A 21,002-nucleotide genomic window follows, 5' to 3' on the forward strand; every position below is an offset into this window, starting at 1 on the left:
CGTCTCCGTCAAAGAAGGATGCTCACGCGCCCCTGCGGGCGCAGCGAATCGAGGTCGAGCACGCAGCGCTTCTTGCGGATGCGCAGGCCCGCCGCCTGGCGCACGAGCGAATACTCGCTGCTGCCGATGTAGGTGTCCGTGTGGCCGCCTTTGGTGCGGTAGGTCACGAAGGCGGTGGCGACGCGGCACTCGTCGGCGCCCGACTCGAGGATACGCACGTTGCTGACGAGGTGCCGCGTCTTCGAGCGCGGGTACTCGGAGTAGGCGGTCTTCTTCTGCAGCCGTTTGACGCGCTCGCCGAGGCGGAACGCGTCGTCGGCAATGTAGAACAAGTTGCGGTCGGGCGTTGCGTCCTTGGCCAGGTCGGTCGATGGCACTTCGTAGCGCGCGTCGTCGGTGAACAGGGCCAGCCATTCCTCGAGCCGCCAGTCGTCGAGCAGCGCGGCCTCATGGAAGAGAAAGTCTTCGATTTCGGGGCGGGTGAAGGTCTGCATGTCGCTGGCTCCTTAGGCGGCGTGGGCGCGCGTCAGGCGCGAATTCCACTCGGTCCAGAAGGCGCGCATCTGGATCTCGTCGTCCATTGCCGGCTGCGCCTTGCCCATGCCCTTGGAAATGTCGTTCCAGCCCGCCTCGCGCACGTTCTCGTAGCCGGTCTGGCACTGCTGCAGCGCTTCGACGTCGTCGGGCGTCGCGAAGCCGCCCGGGCCGAGAAATTCGAGGAAATTCTCGAGACGAGACTTGCGCGACCAGTCGCTCTCCTCGGTGGGTGCCAGCGCCCATGCGTTGACGTGCAGGAAATTCGGCGCCAACGGATAGAAGGTACGTACCGTGACCGCCATGATGTCGTTGATGATCAGGTTCGGGAAGATCAGCAGGTTGCGGTTCTTCAACGCGATGCGCTGGGCGCGCTCGGCGCCGAAGCGCTGCGCCAGCCCGGCGACGATCTTCTCGATATCGGCCTTGCCCTGATCGCCCCAGGCCGGGATCGACTGCCCGACTGGGCGACCCCAGGGTGCGCTGTACTCGATCACGGCGTGCCCGTTGCCCAGGTCGCGGCCGTGGCCCACCAACGGTACCGGCGAGAGGGAGCCGACCGTGCCTTTCAGGTAGTCGAGGTAGCTGGCATGCGTGGTCGAAGCGTGGTAGCCGTCAATGCTGTTCTCGACCAGCAGCTTCCAGTTGGCGCGCAGGCTGTACTCCTGCGTGCCGCCGACGATCGCCATGCCGACTTCGGACTGGTCGGCCACCAAGTCGATGTACTCGCGCGCGCTGCCCAGGTACGTGGGCAGGTCGACGATGTCCTTGTCGAAAGCGATGAAGTGGAAGCCGCGGTACTCCTCGTGGCGTGGGGCCGGCACCAGGTCGGCGCCACCCTGGTCGTTGAAGCCCTCGCAGTACGATTCCTTGCCCGGCTGGTCCTTGAGCTTGCCGTCATTGCCGAACACCCAGCCGTGATAGAAGCACTGGAAATTCTTGGCCGTGCCCGAGCGGTCGCGGCACACCGTGGCTCCGCGGTGCGGGCAGGTGTTCATGAAGGCGTTGAACTTGCCGCCGGCATCGCGGTTGAAGATGACGTTGCGCCCGGCCACCGTGCGCGTGACGAACTGGCCCGGTTTGGCGAGTTCGGAGGCGTGCCCGAGGTAGAGCCAGCAGCGGTTGAAGATCGCGTTCCGTTCAGACTCGAACACATCGGTGTCGGTGAACGAGGCGCGCGGCACCTTGAACAGCTGGCGCTCTTTGTCAACGTGCAGCTTGATGACCTTGGAGATGTCTTTCATCGGCTCTTCTCCTGTTACAGGATGGACGTCAGTGCCTGGCCCGGCGTGCGGCGCGAGAGGCAGAATGTTCAGGACGGGGCATGCGAGGTCACACCCCGAGGTAGCGGTTCAGCAGCGCGTGATCCGCGCGCACGGTGGCGCTCGGCCCGCGCGCCACGACGGCGCCGCGCGACATCACCGCGACTTCGTCGGCGACGTTGAAAACGGTGTCCAGGTTCTGGTCGACGACGATGAGTGCCATGCCGCTGCCGCGCAGCGAGCGCAGCACCGACTGGATCTCCTCGACGATCAGCGGCGCCAGGCCTTCGGTCGGTTCGTCGAGGATCAGCAGCCGGGGGTTGGCCAGCAACGCCCGGCCGATGGCCAGCATCTGCTGCTCGCCACCGGACAGCGCGTCGCCGCGGTTGCGCCGGCGTTCGCCGAGGCGGGGAAATATCTCGAGCACGCGTTCCAAGGTCCAGCCGGTCGCGCGGTCGGCGCGCGGTTGCGCCCCCAGCGTCAGGCTCTCCATCACCGTCAGCGACGGGAATACGCCGCGGTTCTCGGGCACGTAGGCCACGCCCAGGCGCGCGATGTCGTGCGTGGCGCGACCGACCAGCGATGCGCCATCGAACACGATGTCACCGGCGGTCAACGGCATCAGCCCGACGATGCTGCGCAGGGTCGTCGTCTTGCCCACGCCGTTGCGTCCCACAATGCCGAGGAAGCTCGATGCATTGGCGCGCAGGCTGATTCCATGCAGCACCGGCGTCGCGCCGTAGGCGGCGCGGATGTCGTTCAGCTCAAGCAAGCGCGCGCCCCTTGAAGTAAATCTTCTGGACCCGTTCGCTGCCGCGGATCTCGGCCGGCGTGCCCTGCTCGAACAAGGCGCCCTGCTCGAAGACGAACACGTGATCGGTCAGCCCCTCGATCACCTTCAGGTCGTGCTCGATGATCACCAGGGTCAGCGACGCCGGCAGGGTCGCACGCAACATGTCGACCACATCGTGCGTCTCCTCCTCGCTCATGCCGGCAGTGGGCTCGTCAAGCAGCAACAGGCGCGGCTCGGTCGCCAGCGCCAGCGCGATCTCGAGTTGGCGCAGTTCGCCATAGGACAGGTCGGTCGCCGGCACGTGCGCCTTGGCCGAAAGGCCGACCTTGTCGACGCAGGCCGCAGCCCGTTCGTCGAAATAGTGATCGCGCCCACGCGGCGACCAGAAGTTGTAGGCCCGCATCGGCTCACGCGACTGCACCGCGATGCGCACGTTTTCCGCCACCGTGAACTCGGGAAAGATGCTGGTCTTCTGGAAGCTGCGGCCGATACCGAGGTGACTGCGCCGCTCGGCCGGCAGCGCCGTGATGTCGACTCCGTCGAACTGGATCGATCCCGACGTCGCCTGCAGGGTTCCGGTCAGCAGGTTCAGCAGCGTCGTCTTGCCAGCACCGTTGGGCCCGAGCACGCCGTAACGCTTGCCCGGCAGCAGTTTCAGGTCGACGCCATTGAGCGCCAGAAAGCGCCCGTAGGCCAGCGTCAGCCCGCGGGTCTCGAGCAGCGCCGCGGCGGTCACGTCGCGTCCTCGGGCAGCGCCACGGCCGCACCGCGGGCACTCGGCTTCGCGCCGCGCCAACGACCCAGTGCGTTCGTTACCAGCGGCACCAGGCCGTTCGGGGCATACAGCACCACCACCACGAACACGATACCGAGCACGAGACGCCAGTGATCGGTCAGCGTGCCGAGGTAGTGAAACAACGCGAGGAACAGGGCCGCGCCGACCAGCGGCCCGTACAGGACCCCCACGCCACCCAGGATGACCATCAGAATCACCTCGCCCGAGGTGGTCCAGAACAGCAGCGAAGGATCGACCAGGCCGAACAGGCTGGCATGCAAGGCACCCGCCACCGCGGCCAGCGATCCGGCCATCACGAAGCCGATCAGCTGGAAGCGGCGCACCGGGTAGCCGAGTGCGCGCATCCGCGCGGCGTTCTGGCGGATGCCGGAAAAGACCGAGCCCAGCGGCGAGGCGTCCAGGCGCTTCAGCCCGTACACCAGCAACACAAGCCCGACGAGTGCGACGTAGTAGAACGTGAACTCGCTGTCCAGCGACAGCCAGGCCGGCAGGTCAGTGCCACGCCACAGCTTCGGACGCGGGATCGACGGGATGCCGTTGATCCCACCCGACCAGGTCTGCGTCGACAAGACCAGCACGTAGAAGAGCTGGCAGAACGCGATCGTGATCATCACGAAGCCCACACCACCGAGCCGCAACACCATCGCGCCGACCAGTGCGGAGACCAGCATGCCGACGATCAGCGCCGCCGCCAGCAGCAGGAACAGGTTCTCGGACAGATGGCGCAGCATGAACCCGGCCAGGTAGGCGCCGACGCCGAGAAACAGGCCGTGGCCGAAGCTGATCAGGCCGAGCCGACCGATCAGGATGTTCAGGCTGAGCGCGAACATGCCGGTGATCATGACTTCGATCGCGAACTCGGTCTGTGTACCGCGGGTGAAGTGCGGCAGCGCCAGGGCTACTGCCAGCACGGCCAGCGTTGGCCAGTGACGGACGCGAGTCATCGCGCGATCCCCATCAGGCCCTGCGGGCGCACCAGCAGCACCGCGACAAGCACGAGGTAGATGACTGCGGTCGAGAACTCCGCCGCGTAGATCTGGCCGACGACGGTGGCCGCGCCGATCAGCAGGCTCGCGATCAGCGCGCCGGCCAGCGAACCCATGCCGCCGGCCACGACCACCACCAGCGCGGAGATCAGAATCTCACTGCCCATGCCGGGAAACGCATTGAAGATCGGCACCGAGAGCACTCCCGCCAGGCCCGCAAGCGCCGCGCCGACCGCGAACACGCCGCTGAAGAGACGGGTGACGTCGATCCCCAGCGCCGCGGCCATCTCGCGATCGTCGACACCGGCGCGTACCATCGCGCCCAACCGCGTCCGGCCGAAGCCCAGCAGCAAGGCAGTGATGACCACGGCGCCGATGACCACGACCAGCACCCGATAGACCGGCACCGAGGCGCCCGCCAGCGCGACGGTGCCTGCGAGTCCGGGCGGCAGCGGCAGGGTCTGGATCGGCGCGCCCCAGATGATGCGCACCAGCTCGTCGAAGGCGAATACTAGTCCGAGCGTCAGCAACACCTGCGGGTACATGCCGCGCCCATAGGTGCGCGCCAGCAGCGTGCGCTCGAGCAGCACGCCCAGTATCGCGGTGAGCAACGGCGCGAGCAACACCGCGAGGTAGAAATTACCCAGGCCGCGCGCGATCGTGATGCCGAAGTAGGCGCCTACCATGTACAGCGCGCCATGCGCCAGGTTAACGACATGCATCAGCCCGAAGACGAGCGACAGCCCCGAGGCGATCAGGAACAGCAGCACCCCCATCTGCAGGGCGTTCAGAACCTGTTCAACGATGATCTGCATGACGAGCTGGGCAAATGGATTCGGAGTGCGGCGCCAGCCCCACGTGTCAGAGCACGCAGCCCTCGCCCTTGTCGGCAACCTGTTCGTAGGTCTTCAGGATCTTGTGGCCGAGCGTGCCGTCCGCGCGCTTGATGACTTCGCCGATGTAGATGTTCTGCACCACGTTGCCGGTGCGCGGGTCGATCCGGAAATAGCCGCGCGGGCTGTCGACCTGCAGGGTGGTCAGCGTCTTGCGCACCTTGGCCTTGTCGCTCAGGTCGCCCTTGAGGGCCTCGATGGTCGCAAGCATCAGCTTGGCGGTGTCATAGCCCTGCACGTGCATGACGTGAGCGACCTTGCCGTATTTCTTCTGGAAGCGCGCCTGGAACGCGCGGTTGCGCGGGGTGTCGAGGCTTGCCATGTAGTGGCCGCTGACCATCACGCCGACGGCCGCATCGCCCATCGCCGGGAAGAACAGTTCGTCGGCGCCATAGACCGGCACCACCATCTTCAGCTTCGGCCCGCGCACGCCGGCCTGTGTCACCTGCGTGATGAAGCGCGGCGCCGCGCTCCCCGCCAGGAACCCCCACACCATGTCGATTTCGCCCTGCTTGGCACGGATGTTGGTGACGAGCGGCGTGAAGTCCGCCGTGCCCAGCGCCGGCCACTCTTCCAGCGGCGCCTTGCCGCCCTTCTGCATGAAGCCCTCCCGGAACGCGCCGGCCTGCTCGCGCCCGGAGTCATAGTTGGAGGCGACGGTGAGCGCCGACTTGCCCAGGTTCTCCGCCGCGTACTGACCCATCGAATGGTTCACCTGCCAGTTCGAGAACGAGGTGCGCACGATGTAGGGACTGCAGTTCTTGCCGGTCACGTCGTTGTTGCCGGCGTTGGCCACGAGCAGAAAGGTCTTGGAGCGATCGACCTCGTCGCGGATCGCAGCCACCACGTGGGACGCGATCGGGCCGACCATGAAGTCCACTTTGTCGTCCTTGGTGTAGCGCCGCACCAGCTGCAGCGTGACCTTGGGGTCTTCCTTGTTGTCTTCCTTCAGGACGACGATCTTCCGTCCGGCGGCCTGCCCATCGGCCTCCTCGACCGCCAAGTCGAAGCCTTCCTTGACTGCCTCGCCATACACCGCGAAGACCTGGGAGAACGGCAGCAGCATGCCTACCTTGATGTCCTTGCCCTGGGCGGCGGCGGGCAACGGAATTGCACAGGCGACGGCCAGCGCCGTAGCGACGGCGGTGCGGTTGAAAGTGGTCATCTTGTCTCCTATGTGGCGCGGGCGCCGTGTGTAGTTGGTCGGTCGCAGCGACGAAACAAACAGCGCATCCTGTTTTTTTACGATACATGCGATGTCTGACGAACTCGATTCGCAACACTAGTGTCTGAAATCTAACAAGCAGTGTCTATTATCGATAACCATTAGAAATACCGAGATTTCAAATTAAGCAAAAACAATGCCGGCCAGCCAGCAGGCATTCAGAACGGAAACACGACATATCGCGGCAACGCGTCGGCGTCGTAGACGGCGCGCCGCTGCCGGAGCAACGCCCCGGTTGGCGACACCTCGACCAGGTCACGGTAAATGCCGCTGGTAAGCAAGGTCGAGACGCCACCTTCCGGGGTCATCACAATCAAGAAGTTCGATACCACTTCGAACCGGCCGGGGGCTGCCTCGCGGCAGTCCAGGCGCTGAAAGAAGTGGCGCGTCCGGTAGGCCTGGTAGGTCCCGGCCCAGACCTTGGTGACGATGGACACGCGGTCCTCGAGACGCGCTCGGCTGTCATCGAGCATCAGCGCGATGGACAGGCCGCGTTGCTCGTTCTCGGCCGAGATGCAGATATACGACGTCGCCGGATCGCTCGAGAAAGTGGCGAGCCAGCCAGCCATGTCCTGCGCGTCGAGCGCGGCGATGTGCCGGGTCTGGACGGCGTCGATCGCATTCAAGGTGTCGGCGTTCATGCTTCGGCCTCCCGCTTGAAGCCCATCAGCTGGCGGTAGTACTCCCACTTCGGCAGCTGGCCGGTCTCGTCGTTCTGCTTGACGTCGAACGACGGCTCCTTGCCGCCGGTAACGCCTTTCTGGAACTCCGCGTACCCGGGCGTGAAACTGCCGATATGGATGCGCTGAAAAATAGCAGCGTCTTCCATGCTGACCATGCCGCAAGGTCCGAGCAGGTTGGACGACTGGCGCAATCGATGGCGCACCATCGCCTCGTCGTCATCAGCATGCGAGAAGTAGGCGTAGTGGACCTCGGTCACGTCGTGGCTGCGCGCGATCGCGAAGCGCAGATTGATGACGTCGAGGTGCTTGACGAGCACGCTTACCGGGAACAGCTCGACCACGCACGATCCCTTTTCCGGGTTCTGGCCCTTGAACTCGATCAACGAGGGGTCCTTCAGGAAGCCGCTGCTCTGGATCGGCTTGAGCTGCGCCTCGATCGCGATGTGGCCGTTCGGCGTCATGAACTGCGCGCCCTGCCCGCCCTGCCAGTTCAGCAGCCGAAAACCGGTGTGCAGCAGCGGCGCATGGAAGCCATCGTTGTCGTTGTAGGCTTTCCAGTTGACCGCATAACGCACCTTCTGGTAGCCGAGCAGCTTCAGGCGCCCGTCGCCCGCGAGCACCACGCGCAGCGTCGAGCGCATGCTCTCGCCCAGCCATTCGTCCAGCGGCGGCGTGGCCTCACCCAGGGTGACGAACAGCAGGCCCAGGTACTCGGCGGTACGGAGCTGCTTGAGGCCGAAATTCTTCTTGTCGAAGTCGGGTGCGAATTCCTTCGAGCCCGGGCAGCCGACCAGGTCGCCCTCGAGTGCGAACAGCCAGCGGTGGTAGGGGCACTCGAACTCCGGCCGGTTGCCGCAGGTCGCGGTTTCCACCTGCGTGCCGCGGTGGGTGCAGCTGTTCAGGAATACGCGCAGCTCGCGGTCCTTGCCACGCGCGATCAGCAAGGGCATTCGACCGAGGTCGAAGGTCTTGAAGTCGCCGACTTCGGGCAGCTCGCCCCCGTGGGCCACCGGGTGCCAGCAGTCACCGTAGTAGATGGTCTTGAGTTCCTGTTCGAACAGCGGCTCGCTGACGAACACCTCCTTCGGGACTTGGCTGATCCGATCTGACCAGACCAGCGACTGGGTGCGGACGCTATCATGGGCAGGCGTGTGCATGTCGATACCTCCAGGGTTGGGACAGCAGATGAAAGATCAGACCTTCCCGGTCTGCAGAAACTGATGAACGACCGTGTTGAACTCGGCCGGCGCCTCGTACTGCGGCCAGTGCGCCGCATCGGCACGCATCACATAGAGTTGCCCGCCGGGCACCTGGGCGCAGGCCGCGGTCGCAGCCTCGAGATCGTGAATCGGGTTGAACCGCGTCCAGAGGAAGAGCGTGTCGCAGGCCAGCTTGCCGAGTTCGATCATCACCGGCGTGCTCGCGCCAGGATCGGCCGAATTCAGCAGTGCGAGCACTTTCGGGGCGGCCTGCTGGAAGTCGGGCCGCAGATAGATCGCCAGCCGCGAGCCGACAAGTTCGTCGTCGAGCAAGGACCAGTTGGTCTCGTGCATCAGCCATTTCATTCGCCTGCGCACCGTCTCGACCGTCGGCACCTGCCCAACATTCCTGCGGCTGAGTTCTTCAAGGTTCTGCAGCTCGCGCCGGCCCTTCTCGCTGACGATCGGGATGCCGCCGGTCGTGTTGAGGATCAGGCGCTTGACGCGAAACGGACACATCGCGGCGAACGTGCCGGCGACCCAGCCACCCAGCGACTCGCCCGAGATGTGCGCACGCAAGATGCCCAAGGCATCCATGAGCTCACCGAGCTGGAGCGCGTAGGTGGCGGGTAGGTAGTCGACCTCGAGCGGCTTGTCCGACAAGCCGTGGCCGACGAAGTCGAAGGCGACGACGTGATAGTCAGCCGATAAGGCCAGCACATTCTTCGCATAGGCCTCTAGGTGGCCGCCGATGCCGTGCATCAGGAACAGCGCCTCGGGCTTGCCGGCTCCGGCCTCGACGATGCGGATGTTGCCGAAGCTCGGCGTCTCGACGTAGCGCACACAGGCGCCAAGCAGGTCCAGCCACAGACTCATGATCTTGTCTCCGTGGGTTCCACGCCGAGTCCGAGATAGGCCTCGCGCACCATAGGGTCATTCAGAAGATCGGCACCGGCCCCGCTGTGCACCACGCGCCCGCTTTCCAGCACGTAGGCGTGGTCGGCCAGCGGCAGCGCCTCATGTGCGTTCTGTTCGACCAGCAGGATGGTCATTCCCTCTCGGCGCAGGCCGTCGATGATCGCGAACACCTCCGCGACGATCAGCGGCGCCAGTCCCATCGACGGTTCGTCGAGCAGCAGCAGGCGCGGCCGGCTCATCAGCGCGCGGCCGATCGCCAGCATCTGCTGCTGGCCACCGGAGAGCAGACCCGACATCTGTGCGCGCTTGTCGGCGAGGACCGGAAACATCGCGTACATGCGTTGCAGGCCGCGCTCGACCTCTGCCGGCGTCCGTGTCTGGCCGCCCAGGCGCAAGTTTTCGTCCACCGACAGGTTGCTGAACACGCAGCGCCCTTCCGGGCAGTGCGCAATCCCGAGGCCGACGCGGCGGTGCGCCGGCAAATCACCCAGCGCGCGGCCGTCGAACGCGACGCTGCCGTGGCGCGCAGGCTGCAGGCCGGACACCGTCTTCAGCAGTGTGGTCTTCCCGGCGCCGTTGCTGCCGACCAGCGCCACCAGCTGGCCGGGCAGAACCTCCAGGCTCACGCCGTGCAGGCACTGGACGTGGCCGTACCAGCTGTCGATCGCGCTCACGCGCAACAGCGGCTGTCCGGCGGAAGGCGAAAGGGCAGCGGTAGCGGGCATCAACTTGCTCTCAGAGGCGGGTGCCAAGGTAGGCGGCGATCACATCCGGATCGCGCGCCACCGCATGCGGTGTGCCTTCGGCGATGCGGCGGCCGTAGTTCAGGACCACGACATGGTCGGACACGCCCATCACCAGCTTCATGTCGTGCTCGATCAGCACGACCGTGATGCGCTGCTCCGCCAGCCGCCCGATGAGCCGCCCCATCTCCAGCTTCTCGCTGGGATTCAGGCCGGCCGCCGGTTCGTCGAGCAGCAGCAGCGCCGGCTCGTTCATCAGCGCGCGGGCCAGTTCGAGGCGCTTGAGCGCGCCGTACGACAGGGCATCGGGCATCGTCTCGGGCGTGACATCCAGCCCGACCATCGCGATCAGCCTGCGCGCGCGCTCGCCCAGCTCGCTGTCGCGCCGCACCACCGAAGCAGGCCGGAAGATGCCGACCCACAGCCCGCCCTGAAGGCCGACGTGGGCGCCGAGCAACACGTTCTCCAGCATGGTCATGTTGCGGCAGATCTTCAGGTTCTGGAACGTGCGCGCCACGCCCAGAACCGCCAGTTCGTGCGGCGCCAGAGTCGCCAGGTCACGCCCGTCGATGAGCACCCTTCCCGAGCTTGGACGGTACAGGCAACTGACGATGTTCAACAGCGTGGTCTTGCCGGCACCATTGGGCCCGATCAAGGAATGCACATGGCCGCGCGTCAGCGAGAACGTCACTTCCTCGAGCACCTTCGGCCCGCCGAAATCCTTGGACACGGCTTCGACGCGCACGATCTCGGCGGCCCCGGCGGTGGTCTTCGCCGGTAAGTTCGGTCCGGGGCTGCTCATGCGCGCGCTCCGGCGCGGCGTGCGCGCCAGCGATCCCGCAGTGTCGGTACGATGCCGCGCGGCATGAACAGCACGGCGGCGAACAGCCCGCCACCCACCACCAGGGTCTCGTACTCGGCCGCGCCCGCCAGAAGATTGGGCAGCAGGGTCACGATGGCCGCGCCCAGGACCGCACCGCCGATCGAGCCGATGCCGCCGATCACGGCCATCATCAGGAACTGCACCGAATGCACGAACGATGCCGAAGCCGGTGTGATGAAACCCGCGTAGTGGGCGTAGAGCGCGCCCATCAGTCCGGCGATCGCGCCCGACAGCACGAAGATCCGCACCTTGTAGCTGCGCACGTCCACTCCCATCGTCGTGGCCGCGATCTCGGCGTCATGCAGCGCACGCAGCGCGCGCCCGGCCGGCGAGCGCATCAGGTTCAGCGCCCCGCCGACCACGAGTGCCAGCACCACGAGCAGCAACCAGTACCAGGCCGCGTCGCCACTCAGCACATGGCGACCGATCTCGAGCGGGCCGACCGACATGCCATCCGGGCCACCGCTGAACTGTTGCTCGTTTCGCAGCACGATGCCCAGCAGCAGGCCGATGCCCAGCGTGGCGACCGCGAGGTAGTAGCCCGAGAGCTTCAGGAACAGGCGGCCCACTGCCCAGGCCAATAGCGTGCTGCCGAGCACAGCACACGGCAGCGCCAGCAGCACCGACCAGCCACGTGCGGCCGACAGATGAGCCGACAGGTAGGCTCCAGTGGCGAAGAACGCCGCGTGCCCCAGGCTCAGCTGCCCGGTGGTACCGATCAACAAGGTCAGCGACACCGCGACCGCGGCGTTGATCAGCACCAGATTGGCCACAGCCAGATAAAACGGGTTCGGCACGAGCACCGGCAGCAACGCGGCGAGCACGAGCACGGCCGCCAGCACCAAGGCGCGGCGCCTTGGGCGGCGCGCCACCGGCGGCACCACCGGCAAGCCAGCTACAGCGGTCGACGATGCGTTGGGAGTCATTCAGACACGCTCCACCCTAGGCTTGCCGAACAGTCCGTTGGGCTTGACCATGAACAGCAGCACGATCATCACGAACGGCACCGCGTCCTTATAGGCCGACGAGATGTAGCCTGCGGTCATCGCTTCGCCCAGGCCGATCGCGAAACCGCCGAGCACAGCGCCCAGCGGGCTGCCCATGCCGCCGATGATGGCGGCGATGATCGCCTTCAGACCCACCATCACGCCGACGTCGTAGTAGGTGTAGGTGATCGGCGCGGTGACGATGCCGCCGACCGCGCCAAGCAGGCCGGACAGCGCGAACGCGAGCAGCAGCACGCGCTTGACGTCGATGCCGACAAGCTGCGCGGTGACCGGGTCGAGCGATGCGGCGACGAAGCCGCGCCCGATCCGGCTGCCACGGAAGAACCAGGCCAGCGCCGCGAGCGCGACCGCCGTGACGCCGATCACCCAGACAGCCTGCGGCAAGATGCTGGCGCCGCCGATGCGGATCGGATCGCCGCCGCTGAATGGCGGGATCGAGCGCGTCTGCGTGCCCCACAGGACGTGTGCCAACCCGCGCAGCATGATGCCGAAGGAGACCGTCAGGATGATCACCTGCAGCACGCCGGAACGCCGCAGCGTGTGGGTGAAAAGGAACTGCAGCAGCAGCGACACGCAAAGCACCACCGCCACAGCCAACAGCATCGCAATGCTCAGCGGCAATTGAGCCTGCAGCAACACTGCGGTCGTCATGCCGCCGAGCATGACGGATTCCCCCTGGGAAAAGTTGAGCGCCCCGCTGGCGTTGAAGATCAGCGTGAATCCCAGCGCCACCAGCGCATATCGGGCACCCTCGGTCAGGCCCGAGGACAGGAACTGGATGAGTGCAGCGTCCATCGAGCTGGTCACTCGACCAGTTTCCAGCGCCCGTTCTTGACCTGCACGATGCGCAGTGATGCGGCGCTCAGACCGACGTGGTCGGTCGCGCTCATCTGGAACGGCCCGGTCACGCCCTTGAACGAACTCGCCTCGAGTGCGTCGCGCAGCTTGCCGGGTTCGACGCTGCCGGCGCGCTGCACGGCTTCGCGTATCGCCAGCATCGCGTCGTGCGCATTGCCTGCGAAGTACGACGGCGCTTCGCCGTACTTGGTCTGGTAGGACTTCACATAGGCCTGCACCACGCCCTGCAGCGGGTCGTTGGCGGGCAACTGGTCCCAGACCAGGATCGGCCCGTTGGTCATCACCATGTCTTCGGCCGCCGCACCGGCCAGCTTGACGAAGGTGTCGGACGCGAGTGCGTGCGTGCCGTAGTGCGGCAACGTGATCCCCAGTTGCCTGTAGTTCTTGGTCAGGATCACCGCCGGTTCGCCGAAGCCGCAGTTCAGGATCGCCTGCACACCCGGGGCCTGACGCAGGTTGGTGAGCTGCGCGGTCATGTCTGTGTCCTTCACGTTGAAGGACTCGTCGCGCGCGATCTTCACGCCTTTCTCTGGCGCGAGCTTCTGCGCGGCGCCCAGGCAGGCCCTGCCGAAGGCGTCGGTTCCTGCGAGCACGCCGATGGTCGTGATCTTGTTCTTGAGCATGTGCTCGTAAAGCCGCGTGATCGCCATCGCGTCGGTCTGGTTCATCTTGAAGACGAACTTCTTGACCGGGTCGATGATCACCGTGCCGCCGGCCAGCGACAGCATCGGCACGCCGGCACGCTCGACCAGCGGCGCGGCCGACATCGTCGTGCCGGTGGTTGAGCCGCCGATCAGCACTTGCACACCGTCGTTGTCGAGCATCCGCTTGACCAGCGTGTTGGCACGTGCAGGGTCGGATTCGTCGTCGTAGCGCACCAGTTCGAGCTTGCGGCCATCGATGCCGCCGGCCGCGTTGATCGAGTCGACAACCATCTCCAGCGTCTTCATCGCGCCCGAGCCGAGGTAGGCGGCCGGTCCGGTGACCGACAGGTAGGCGCCGATCTTCAGCGGCGGCTTGCCTTGGGCGAGCGCCTGATGGCTGCTCAGGACAGCGGCAACTGCCAACGCGCCGGCGGCGGCCAGGTAGCTGAAATTCTTCAAAAGCTTCGTCATGGATGTCTCGTGGTTGGAGGAATGATCGGGCGTCATTCGATGGTTGTGCTCCAGGGCACCAGCCCCGGCTCGTTGCTGAGCCATTTCTTCAGCTCGTTCTTCTTCACCTTCGCGTTCGTGGTTTTCGGGAGTGCTGCCACAAAAACGACGTGCTTGGGTGTCTCAGGACGGCTCAGGCGGCCGTCGCAAAAGCCGGCGATGTCGGCCGCCGTCGCCGTGGCGTGGGAGGCCCGGCGCACGACGACGGCCACGACGGCCTCGCCCCACTCCGGGTGCGGCACGCCGACGACCGCGACCTCCTCGACCGCCGGGTGCTCGACCAGCACCGCCTCGACCGAGGTCGGGAAGACGTTGACGGCGCCGGTGATGATCATGAACTTCTGGCGGTCCATCAGGTACAGGTAGCCGCGCTCGTCAAGCCGACCGATGTCATTGGTGCGCAGCCAGCCCTCGGTGAGGGCGTCGGCGGTGGCCTTTGACAGGTTGCGGTAGCCCTTCATCAGGGTGTTGCCACGCAGCCAGATCTCACCGGCCTCGCCGACCGGCAGGGACTGGCCCTGCTCATCACGGATCGAGCAGTCGTAGTGCACGCCGATCTTGCCGACCGACTTGAGCAGCCCCGGCTCGTCGCGCAGCGCCTTGTCGTGATCGGCGTTGGTGAGGTAGCTGATCCAGCCGCCTGTCGCTTCGGTCATCGCATAGGTCTGGATCAGCGCGACCTTGAAGCTTGCCTTCGCGTCGCGGATCAGCTTCGGCGTGGCCGGCGACGAGCCGTACACCATGAGGCGCAGTGACGACAGGTCGTAGACCGGGTTGCTCTGAACTTCCGCGATCGCACGCTGCAGCATCGTCGGCACGAGCAGGCCGACCGTGACCTTGAAGCGCCCGACCTCTTGCAGAAAGTTCTGGATCTGGAATCCGCCGTCGGGAATCGCCACCGTCATCGCGTTGCCGAGTCCGAACACGCCCATCATCACGACGACCCAGGCCGACGACGCCGGCACGTACCAGACATCGTCGCGTGCGAAGCCGAACGAGATCAACGAGTGAAGGATGCAGTTGGCACCGCCTTCCTGCGTCAGCATCACGCCCTTGGGCACGCCGGTGGTACCCGAGGTGTAGCTGATGAGCAGCAGGTCGTCGCCTGTCAGAGCAGGCCAGGCAGGCTCGCCGTCCGCATCGGCCAGCAGTTGCTCGTAGTCGAGCGGCATGCCATGCCCGGGGCCGTATCCGATGAGCGTGATGCCGAGCGTCGCAATCTCGGCCAAGTGGTCGGCCACCAGCTGCCTGCAGCGCGCGTGCACAAGGAGGTAGCGCGTCTCGCTGTCCTTGAGCACGTGGACCATTTCGGGCCACGGATACTGCGTGTTCAGTCCGACCCGCGGCGCGCCGATCTTCATGCACGCGAAGAAGTGCTCGTAGACCTCGATCGTCTCAAAGGTCAGGAGCGCGACGGCATCGCCGCTGCGGTGCCCGAGCTTCTGCAGCGCCACGCCGAATCGGTCCGACCGCCGGTCCATCTGTTGCCAGGTGGCACTGCGCTCGCCGCACAGGTAGGCGTTCTTGTCAGGGTAGTTGCGTCCGCAACGCCTGATCATGTCTCTGGGCAGCATCGTGTTCGTCTCCTTCGCTCAGGCGTGTGTGGCGCGGGCCGCGTTGCGTGCGCGCCGGAATAACAGGCCCTTGTCGTCGTAGCTCGCCTTCAGCGCCATGCCGGCGGTCACCGCCTCGGGCGCCGTTCCGACGATGCGGCAGACGAGCTGAGGCCCCTCCTCGAGCTCGACCAGCCCGTGCACCAAAGGCACAGGGAAGTCGGGCGAATACGGTCGGCGCGTGACCGTATACGACAACAGCACGGCGCGGCCGCTGGCACGCTTCCAGGCCACGTTGGCGTCATCGCGCGCACACCATGCCCGCTCGTGATACCCGAGCGCGGCGCCACTGCGGCGGTCGACCGCAATGCGCAACTGCTTGGCCGCGATCCCGGCGAGGAACTCGCCCTCGTAGCGATGCATGAAAACCTGATCCATGGGGATCTCCTTTGACCTTGACGGTCAGTTCAGGCGCTTCTTCGGGCTGACCAGCAGGCAGGCGTGGTAGTCCAGGCAGCCGCCGTTGCCGCTGACCAGGATCAGCTCGTTGTCGACCTGGCGTTCGCCGCCTGCGCCGCGCGACTGGATCACCGCTTCGGACAGCGGCGTCACGCCCTGCAGGTAGAAGCCAGACAGATGCCCCCCGCCCGTGTTAACCGGCAACTTGCCCCCGGGCGCGGTGTGGCCGCGCGCGACGAAAGCGCCGCCCGCGCCACGCCGGCACAGGCCGTAGCCTTCCAGACTCAGCAAGCCCACGTAGGAGAAGGCGTCGTAGAACTGTGCCTGCGTGACATCGCGTGCTGAGACACCGGCGCTGCGGTAGGCGGTCCTGCCGGCCTGCGTGGCGCCGGTGTCGACCTCGGCCTCGTCGCCGCGCAGGCCCGAACGGCCGCGGTGGCCCTGGCCCATGCCGTGGATGTAGGTGGCGGGCAGGGGCGCATCCGCCGCGCGCTCTACCGAGGTCACGACCAGCGCGATCGCGCCGTTCACCGGGAAGCAGCAGTCGAACACCCGGAACGGCTCGACGACGAAGGGCGAAGCCAGGTAGTCGGCCATCGTCATCGGCTTGCGCAGGAAGGCCTGCGGGTTCAGCGCCGCCCACTGGCGGCAGGCGATGGCGTAAGCACCGAATTGCTCGTGCGTGGTGCCGAACAGCGCCATGTGGCGGCGCGCCGCCAGCGCATAGCCGGCGCTGGCACCGAAGAAGCCCTGCCGCGCCTCCCAGCTCTCGATGCCCGACAGCGGCATCGCCATCGCGAAGGTATCTCCGCCGCCCTTGCCTTTCAGCGGCGTGTCGGCGAAGACGCAGACCACCGACTTGGCCAGTCCGGCCTCGACCGCGAGCGCGGCGTATTGCACCATCTGCACGGCGGTGCAGCCTTCGGAGTCCATCGCCGCCAGCAGCGCCAGGTCGCGCATCCCGAGATCGTTGTGCAGGCGCAGCGGCAGTTCGTCGGTGGCCGCGGTCGGGCTCTTGTTGAGCAGCAGGCCGTCGATGTCTTTCAGGCGCAAGCCGGCATCGGCGGCAGCCGCCGCGATCGCGGTCGCCGCCAGTTCACGGATCGTGCCGATCGGCTGGCGCGACATCGCGCTGAAGCCCAGGCCAATGATTGCGGCACGGGCACGGGGCTTCTTGGTCGCGGCGGTGACCATGGCACGCATCAGATGATGAACGCCAGGCTCGGCACGGCCTCGTCGCCGTGGATCAGCATCACCTTCTTGAAGAACATGGCGAGCGCGCCGTCCGGCTTGCGACGCAGATGGTGCTCGACCCGGCCGGGCCAGACCTCGATCTTGCCGGTCGAGGAGCGCCGCAGTTCGTAGAGCACGAAGTTCGACAGCACGCGCCAGCCGCCTGCCTCGTGACGCGAAATTTCGATGTTGCTCACCACGCGTCGAAGGCGCGATACCGGCAGCTGCGAGTGGCGCTTGCCGGTGGCAAGTTGTGCAATGCGCGTGCGCAGCCGCGAGCGGTTGTCGGCGGTGATCGAGACATGCTTGTTCATGTCGTAGTCGCCCTCGCCGCGCGGCACCCAGTACATCATGTCCTCATCGACGAGAGCTTCCCATTCGAGGTAGCGCGACTCGTCGGCCAGGCGCGCCTCCATGTACAGGAAGTCGCAGATCTCGCGGTACTCGTCCGCTCCGATGGCGTCCGGCTTGACGGTGCGCACGGCATCCGTGGTGGATGTCATCAATTCTCCTTGTGCCCGACTTGGCGGGCGAATTGTCGGGACGTGACCCTGTTCGAGCGAGGTCGGTCAACGCCGCCTGCGCTCAGGCGGACGATGACGGCGCCGTCATGATCTTCTTGTAGTGCTGCCACAAGCCGCGATTGGTGCACTCGTCGGTCACGTGACCGACAGTCACGCCCATCGCATCGACGTGCTCGCGGTTCAGGCCGCGCGACAGGTCCATCCAGCCGGCACGGTCGCGCAGCGCCATCTGCTGTCGCTCGGAGATCACGCTGTCGTCGGCAAGAAGGAAGGCCGAAGGGCCCATCGCCGCTTCGGAGTTGCGGATGATCCGCTGGTTGACCTCGTCGGGCGCGCCATCGAGCAGCATCGGGGTGTGCCAGTGCACGCACTCGTGCGCGCTGATCGGCTCAAAGAACACGATGTTCATCTCGCCGAGAAACAGGTTCGGGAAGATCGCCGCGTGCGGCGGGCCATCGCGCAGAATGCGCCCGCCCTTCTCGTCGCCATGGGCCTGCTTCATCATGGCCTGATATTCGGGAAAGCGGTCAGCCGAGGTATTGAGCCAGGTCAGATTCTGGGTGTAAGTCGGCGAGAAGTAGAGCTCGGTGTGGCCATTGCCCCAGGCCTTGGTTTCGGACAAAAGTGTATCCTCGCCTGCGATGACCGCAGAGTCGTACTGCGAGTTGATCACCTGCGCGAACGAACTGTGAACGTCATTGACGTGGTAGCCATCGGTGTCGTTCTCCGGCAGCATCTTCCAGTTTGATTCGAAGCGCTGCTTGGTCCAGCCCGCGGTGAGCTTGATGCGGCCGGTCGGCGACATGTCACAGGCGCGGTCGATCAGGATCTTGGCGCGCCCGAGGTGATCGATCAGCGGTGGTGTCGCCGCATTGAAAGTCGCGAACACGAAGCCCCGGTACTGTTCGGTGTGAAGCACCTTCATGCCAAGCTCCGACTTCTCCTTTGCGAAGCCACCCGGGTAGGGTACGTCCTTCAGATTGCCCGCCAGATCGTAGACCCAGCCGTGGTAAGCGCAGGTGAAGTACTTCTCCTTGCCGTGCTTGGCCACGCAGAGCATGTTGCCGCGATGCGCGCAGCGATTCACCAGCACTGCCACCGAGGCGTCGCGCTGGCGCACCATCAGCACCTCTTCGCGCCCGATAGTGCGCCGAACGTATTCGCCGACTTCCGGCACTTCGGAGTCGTGCCCGACGAAGACCCAGCCTCCGTAGAAGATCTTCGTCATCTCGAGTTCGAAGACGGCTTCGTCGGTGTACAGGCTGCCGTGGACTCGCTCGTCCTCGATCAAGGCAGCGATGTCGACCGGTTTGCGCACGAAGTTGATGGTTTGAGATGTCATGATTCTCCTAGTCAAGTGGCAAACGTTAGTTAGGTTAATAGTCGAGAGACCCGTGCCAAACCCGGCATCCTCCGCCCGAAATCCTGAGGGCTTCCTTCGTCAGACGAATCGAATACCGACGCTGCCCAAATGCTGCACTTTCAGTGTGATGCTGTCGCCCGCCTGCACCGCCACCGCCTCGGTGATGCCACCCGACAACACCAGGCTGCCGGCCGGCAGTCCCTGGTCGCGCGTGGCCAGGTGGTTGATCAGCATCGCGACCGCCGCGGCCGGGTGACCGACCACCGCCGCGCCGGCACCGAAGGCCACCGGCACGCCGTTCTTCTCAAGCACGATGCCCAGCGTGCGCAGGTCCAGATCCTGCGCGCTGGCGATGCGCCCGCCGACCACGAAGCGCGATGCCGAGGTGTTGTCGGCGATCACGCTCCTGGCGTCGAACTTGAAGTCGCGGTAGCGGCTGTCGATGACCTCGATGCCGGGCAGCACGAAGTCGCAGGCTGCCAGCACCATGCCGATGTGGCAGCCCGGGCCCTTGAGCACCGTCTTGGTGACGAAGCAGATCTCGGGCTCGACCTTCGGGTGGATCAGCTCGCTGACCTTGACCGCGCCGCCCTCGGGCACGGTGAACTCGTCGACCAGGAAACCGAACACCGGCTCGCTGACGCCCATCTGCTTCATCTTGGCGTGGGCCGTAAGCCCGGCCTTGTAGCCGACGACGCGCGCGCCGCGCCCGATCTTGCGCTTCAGGATCGCGTCCTGGACTGCGTAGGCGTCTTCCCAGTCCATGCCGGGGTGTTCGTCGGTGATCTTGGGCGTGTCGCGCGCCTCGAGCTGGCAGCGTTCGAGGTGCTCGGCCAGGCCGGCGATGGTGTCGGGGTCGAGTTGCATTGCCCGTCCCCTCAGGCCGCCAGGCGTCCGGCACCTGCGCGCTCGCGGGCCATCGTCATCGCTGTGTCCTCGATCATGTCTTCCTGGCCCCCGACCATGCCGCGCCGCCCTAGTTCGACGAGCAGGTCGCGGGCCGGTATGCCGTACTTCTGGCCGGCGCGCTTGGCGAACAGCAGAAAGCTAGAGTAGACGCCGGCATAACCCAGCGTCAGCGAGTCGCGGTCGATGCGGATGACGTGGTCCATGATCGGCACCACCAGGTCTTCGGCCACGTCCTGGATCTTGAACACGTCGACGCCGGTGGCGATGCCCATGCGGTCGCACACCGCGACGAACACCTCCATCGGCGTATTGCCGGCACCGGCGCCGAGCCCGGCGGCGGCCGCGTCTATGCGGTTCGCGCCGCACTCCACGGCGGCGAGCGAGTTGGCAATCCCCATCGCCAGGTTGTGGTGGCCGTGAAAGCCCAGTTCGGTCTCCGGCTTGAGCGCTTCGCGCACCGCAGCCAGGCGCGACTTGACGTCGTCGGGCAGCATGTAGCCGGCCGAGTCGGTGACGTAGATGCAGTTGGCGCCGTAGCCTTCCATCAGCATGGCTTGCTTGACCAGCCCTTCGGGGCTGTTCATGTGCGCCATCATCAAAAACCCGACGGTGTCCATCTCCAGCTTGCGCGCCATCGTGATGTGCTGCTCGGAGACATCAGCTTCGGTGGAATGGGTGGCCACACGGATGGTGTGCACGCCCAGGTCCTTGGCCATGCGCAGGTGATCGACGGTTCCGATGCCGGGGATCAGCAGCGCGCTGACCTTGGCTTGCTTCATAAGCGGAATCACGGTGCCCAGGTAGGCCTCGTCGGTATGCGCGGGAAAGCCGTAGTTGACGGAGGATCCGCCCAGTCCGTCGCCGTGCGTCACTTCGATCAGCGGCACGCCCGCGGCGTCCAGGCCGCAGGCGATGCTCTTCATCTGCGCCAGCGTCATCTGGTGGCGCTTGGGATGCATGCCATCGCGCAACGTCATGTCGTGCACCGTGATCTTCTTGCCTTTGAGCGTCATGCCGTGTTCTCCTT

At 65.8% G+C, this 21,002-nt stretch carries 22 protein-coding genes; all 22 read right to left on the reverse strand.

The annotated features are described in order from the left end of the window. Positions 1-8: 8 nt before the first annotated feature. Positions 9-494 (reverse strand): aromatic-ring-hydroxylating dioxygenase subunit beta, encoded by a 486-nt coding sequence (locus FN976_RS10040; protein ID WP_145892880.1) that lies wholly within the window; start codon positions 492-494, stop codon positions 9-11. 12 nt (positions 495-506) lie between these two features. Continuing rightward, entirely contained in the window at positions 507-1,778 is a 1,272-nt protein-coding gene (locus FN976_RS10045; protein WP_145892881.1) for an aromatic ring-hydroxylating oxygenase subunit alpha, read from the reverse strand. 88 nt (positions 1,779-1,866) lie between these two features. After that, the gene (locus tag FN976_RS10050) at positions 1,867-2,568 is read right to left on the reverse strand and encodes an ABC transporter ATP-binding protein (RefSeq protein WP_145892882.1); all 702 of its coding nucleotides are present in this window, start codon (positions 2,566-2,568) and stop codon (positions 1,867-1,869) included. Continuing rightward, positions 2,561-3,325, reverse strand: coding sequence for an ABC transporter ATP-binding protein (locus FN976_RS10055; protein WP_186510809.1), 765 nt, complete (start codon positions 3,323-3,325; stop codon positions 2,561-2,563). The genes FN976_RS10050 and FN976_RS10055 overlap by 8 nt, the downstream gene beginning before the upstream one ends. Continuing rightward, complete coding sequence (locus FN976_RS10060) at positions 3,322-4,329, reverse strand: branched-chain amino acid ABC transporter permease (RefSeq protein WP_145892884.1); 1,008 nt, start codon at positions 4,327-4,329, stop codon at positions 3,322-3,324. The genes FN976_RS10055 and FN976_RS10060 overlap by 4 nt, the downstream gene beginning before the upstream one ends. Further along, positions 4,326-5,186, reverse strand: a complete 861-nt coding sequence (locus FN976_RS10065) for a branched-chain amino acid ABC transporter permease (RefSeq protein WP_145892885.1) — start codon at positions 5,184-5,186, stop codon at positions 4,326-4,328. The genes FN976_RS10060 and FN976_RS10065 overlap by 4 nt, the downstream gene beginning before the upstream one ends. Before the next feature lie 46 nt (positions 5,187-5,232). Beyond that, positions 5,233-6,429 carry an ABC transporter substrate-binding protein gene (locus FN976_RS10070; RefSeq protein WP_145892886.1) on the reverse strand — a complete coding sequence of 399 codons (1,197 nt, stop codon included), beginning with the start codon at positions 6,427-6,429 and terminating at the stop codon, positions 5,233-5,235. A 218-nt stretch (positions 6,430-6,647) separates the two neighbouring features. Continuing rightward, positions 6,648-7,130: an aromatic-ring-hydroxylating dioxygenase subunit beta gene (locus tag FN976_RS10075; RefSeq protein WP_145892887.1), complete on the reverse strand. Its 483-nt coding sequence runs from the start codon at positions 7,128-7,130 to the stop codon at positions 6,648-6,650. Further along, entirely contained in the window at positions 7,127-8,329 is a 1,203-nt protein-coding gene (locus FN976_RS10080) for an aromatic ring-hydroxylating oxygenase subunit alpha (protein WP_145892888.1), read from the reverse strand. The genes FN976_RS10075 and FN976_RS10080 overlap by 4 nt, the downstream gene beginning before the upstream one ends. A 36-nt stretch (positions 8,330-8,365) precedes the next feature. Beyond that, positions 8,366-9,247, reverse strand: coding sequence for an alpha/beta fold hydrolase (locus tag FN976_RS10085; RefSeq protein ID WP_145892889.1), 882 nt, complete (start codon positions 9,245-9,247; stop codon positions 8,366-8,368). Then, entirely contained in the window at positions 9,244-9,972 is a 729-nt protein-coding gene (locus FN976_RS10090; RefSeq protein WP_145893159.1) for an ABC transporter ATP-binding protein, read from the reverse strand. Before FN976_RS10090 ends, FN976_RS10085 begins: the two co-directional genes overlap by 4 nt. Positions 9,973-10,024: 52 nt before the next feature. Continuing rightward, on the reverse strand, positions 10,025-10,834 hold the full coding sequence (locus FN976_RS10095; RefSeq protein WP_145892890.1) for an ABC transporter ATP-binding protein: 810 nt from the start codon (positions 10,832-10,834) through the stop codon (positions 10,025-10,027). Next, positions 10,831-11,841, reverse strand: a complete 1,011-nt coding sequence (locus FN976_RS10100) for a branched-chain amino acid ABC transporter permease (RefSeq protein WP_145892891.1) — start codon at positions 11,839-11,841, stop codon at positions 10,831-10,833. Before FN976_RS10100 ends, FN976_RS10095 begins: the two co-directional genes overlap by 4 nt. Continuing rightward, positions 11,842-12,717, reverse strand: coding sequence for a branched-chain amino acid ABC transporter permease (locus FN976_RS10105; protein WP_145893160.1), 876 nt, complete (start codon positions 12,715-12,717; stop codon positions 11,842-11,844). Positions 12,718-12,725: 8 nt separating this feature from the next. Then, positions 12,726-13,895, reverse strand: coding sequence for an ABC transporter substrate-binding protein (locus FN976_RS10110; RefSeq protein WP_186510810.1), 1,170 nt, complete (start codon positions 13,893-13,895; stop codon positions 12,726-12,728). A gap of 32 nt (positions 13,896-13,927) precedes the next feature. Continuing rightward, on the reverse strand, positions 13,928-15,508 hold the full coding sequence (locus FN976_RS10115) for a class I adenylate-forming enzyme family protein (protein ID WP_145892893.1): 1,581 nt from the start codon (positions 15,506-15,508) through the stop codon (positions 13,928-13,930). A gap of 18 nt (positions 15,509-15,526) precedes the next feature. Next, positions 15,527-15,925, reverse strand: coding sequence for a Zn-ribbon domain-containing OB-fold protein (locus FN976_RS10120; RefSeq protein WP_145892894.1), 399 nt, complete (start codon positions 15,923-15,925; stop codon positions 15,527-15,529). Between the two features lie 24 nt (positions 15,926-15,949). Beyond that, positions 15,950-17,149 carry a thiolase family protein gene (locus FN976_RS10125; RefSeq protein ID WP_222432795.1) on the reverse strand — a complete coding sequence of 400 codons (1,200 nt, stop codon included), beginning with the start codon at positions 17,147-17,149 and terminating at the stop codon, positions 15,950-15,952. Continuing rightward, positions 17,149-17,682, reverse strand: a complete 534-nt coding sequence (locus FN976_RS10130; protein WP_145892895.1) for an aromatic-ring-hydroxylating dioxygenase subunit beta — start codon at positions 17,680-17,682, stop codon at positions 17,149-17,151. The genes FN976_RS10125 and FN976_RS10130 overlap by 1 nt, the downstream gene beginning before the upstream one ends. A gap of 82 nt (positions 17,683-17,764) precedes the next feature. Then, on the reverse strand, positions 17,765-19,021 hold the full coding sequence (locus FN976_RS10135) for an aromatic ring-hydroxylating oxygenase subunit alpha (RefSeq protein ID WP_222432796.1): 1,257 nt from the start codon (positions 19,019-19,021) through the stop codon (positions 17,765-17,767). Positions 19,022-19,144: 123 nt separating this feature from the next. Continuing rightward, the gene (dmpH, locus tag FN976_RS10140; RefSeq protein ID WP_145892897.1) at positions 19,145-19,933 is read right to left on the reverse strand and encodes a 2-oxo-3-hexenedioate decarboxylase; all 789 of its coding nucleotides are present in this window, start codon (positions 19,931-19,933) and stop codon (positions 19,145-19,147) included. Between the two features lie 11 nt (positions 19,934-19,944). Beyond that, a complete protein-coding gene (gene dmpG, locus FN976_RS10145) occupies positions 19,945-20,988 on the reverse strand; it encodes a 4-hydroxy-2-oxovalerate aldolase (RefSeq protein WP_145892898.1) in 1,044 nt (347 codons plus the stop codon). Positions 20,989-21,002 lie beyond the last annotated feature (14 nt).

This window comes from Caenimonas sedimenti, assembly GCF_007833165.1.
In the GTDB taxonomy this organism is placed as follows: Bacteria; Pseudomonadota; Gammaproteobacteria; order Burkholderiales; family Burkholderiaceae_C; genus Ramlibacter; species Ramlibacter sedimenti.

Bases quoted from the DNA above. Each gene is read 5' to 3' on its own strand.
- FN976_RS10060 (WP_145892884.1), bottom strand. From the start codon at position 4,329: ATGACTCGCGTCCGTCACTGGCCAACGCTGGCCGTGCTGGCAGTAGCC.
- FN976_RS10070 (WP_145892886.1), bottom strand. From the start codon at position 6,429: ATGACCACTTTCAACCGCACCGCCGTCGCTACGGCGCTGGCCGTCGCC.
- dmpH (WP_145892897.1), bottom strand. From the start codon at position 19,933: ATGCAACTCGACCCCGACACCATCGCCGGCCTGGCCGAGCACCTCGAA.
- FN976_RS10040 (WP_145892880.1), bottom strand. From the start codon at position 494: ATGCAGACCTTCACCCGCCCCGAAATCGAAGACTTTCTCTTCCATGAG.
- FN976_RS10115 (WP_145892893.1), bottom strand. From the start codon at position 15,508: ATGCTGCCCAGAGACATGATCAGGCGTTGCGGACGCAACTACCCTGAC.
- FN976_RS10110 (WP_186510810.1), bottom strand. From the start codon at position 13,895: ATGACGAAGCTTTTGAAGAATTTCAGCTACCTGGCCGCCGCCGGCGCG.
- FN976_RS10130 (WP_145892895.1), bottom strand. From the start codon at position 17,682: ATGACATCCACCACGGATGCCGTGCGCACCGTCAAGCCGGACGCCATC.
- dmpG (WP_145892898.1), bottom strand. From the start codon at position 20,988: ATGACGCTCAAAGGCAAGAAGATCACGGTGCACGACATGACGTTGCGC.
- FN976_RS10045 (WP_145892881.1), bottom strand. From the start codon at position 1,778: ATGAAAGACATCTCCAAGGTCATCAAGCTGCACGTTGACAAAGAGCGC.
- FN976_RS10095 (WP_145892890.1), bottom strand. From the start codon at position 10,834: ATGAGCAGCCCCGGACCGAACTTACCGGCGAAGACCACCGCCGGGGCC.
- FN976_RS10120 (WP_145892894.1), bottom strand. From the start codon at position 15,925: ATGGATCAGGTTTTCATGCATCGCTACGAGGGCGAGTTCCTCGCCGGG.
- FN976_RS10085 (WP_145892889.1), bottom strand. From the start codon at position 9,247: ATGAGTCTGTGGCTGGACCTGCTTGGCGCCTGTGTGCGCTACGTCGAG.
- FN976_RS10080 (WP_145892888.1), bottom strand. From the start codon at position 8,329: ATGCACACGCCTGCCCATGATAGCGTCCGCACCCAGTCGCTGGTCTGG.
- FN976_RS10105 (WP_145893160.1), bottom strand. From the start codon at position 12,717: ATGGACGCTGCACTCATCCAGTTCCTGTCCTCGGGCCTGACCGAGGGT.
- FN976_RS10065 (WP_145892885.1), bottom strand. From the start codon at position 5,186: ATGCAGATCATCGTTGAACAGGTTCTGAACGCCCTGCAGATGGGGGTG.
- FN976_RS10125 (WP_222432795.1), bottom strand. From the start codon at position 17,149: ATGCGTGCCATGGTCACCGCCGCGACCAAGAAGCCCCGTGCCCGTGCC.
- FN976_RS10100 (WP_145892891.1), bottom strand. From the start codon at position 11,841: ATGACTCCCAACGCATCGTCGACCGCTGTAGCTGGCTTGCCGGTGGTG.
- FN976_RS10075 (WP_145892887.1), bottom strand. From the start codon at position 7,130: ATGAACGCCGACACCTTGAATGCGATCGACGCCGTCCAGACCCGGCAC.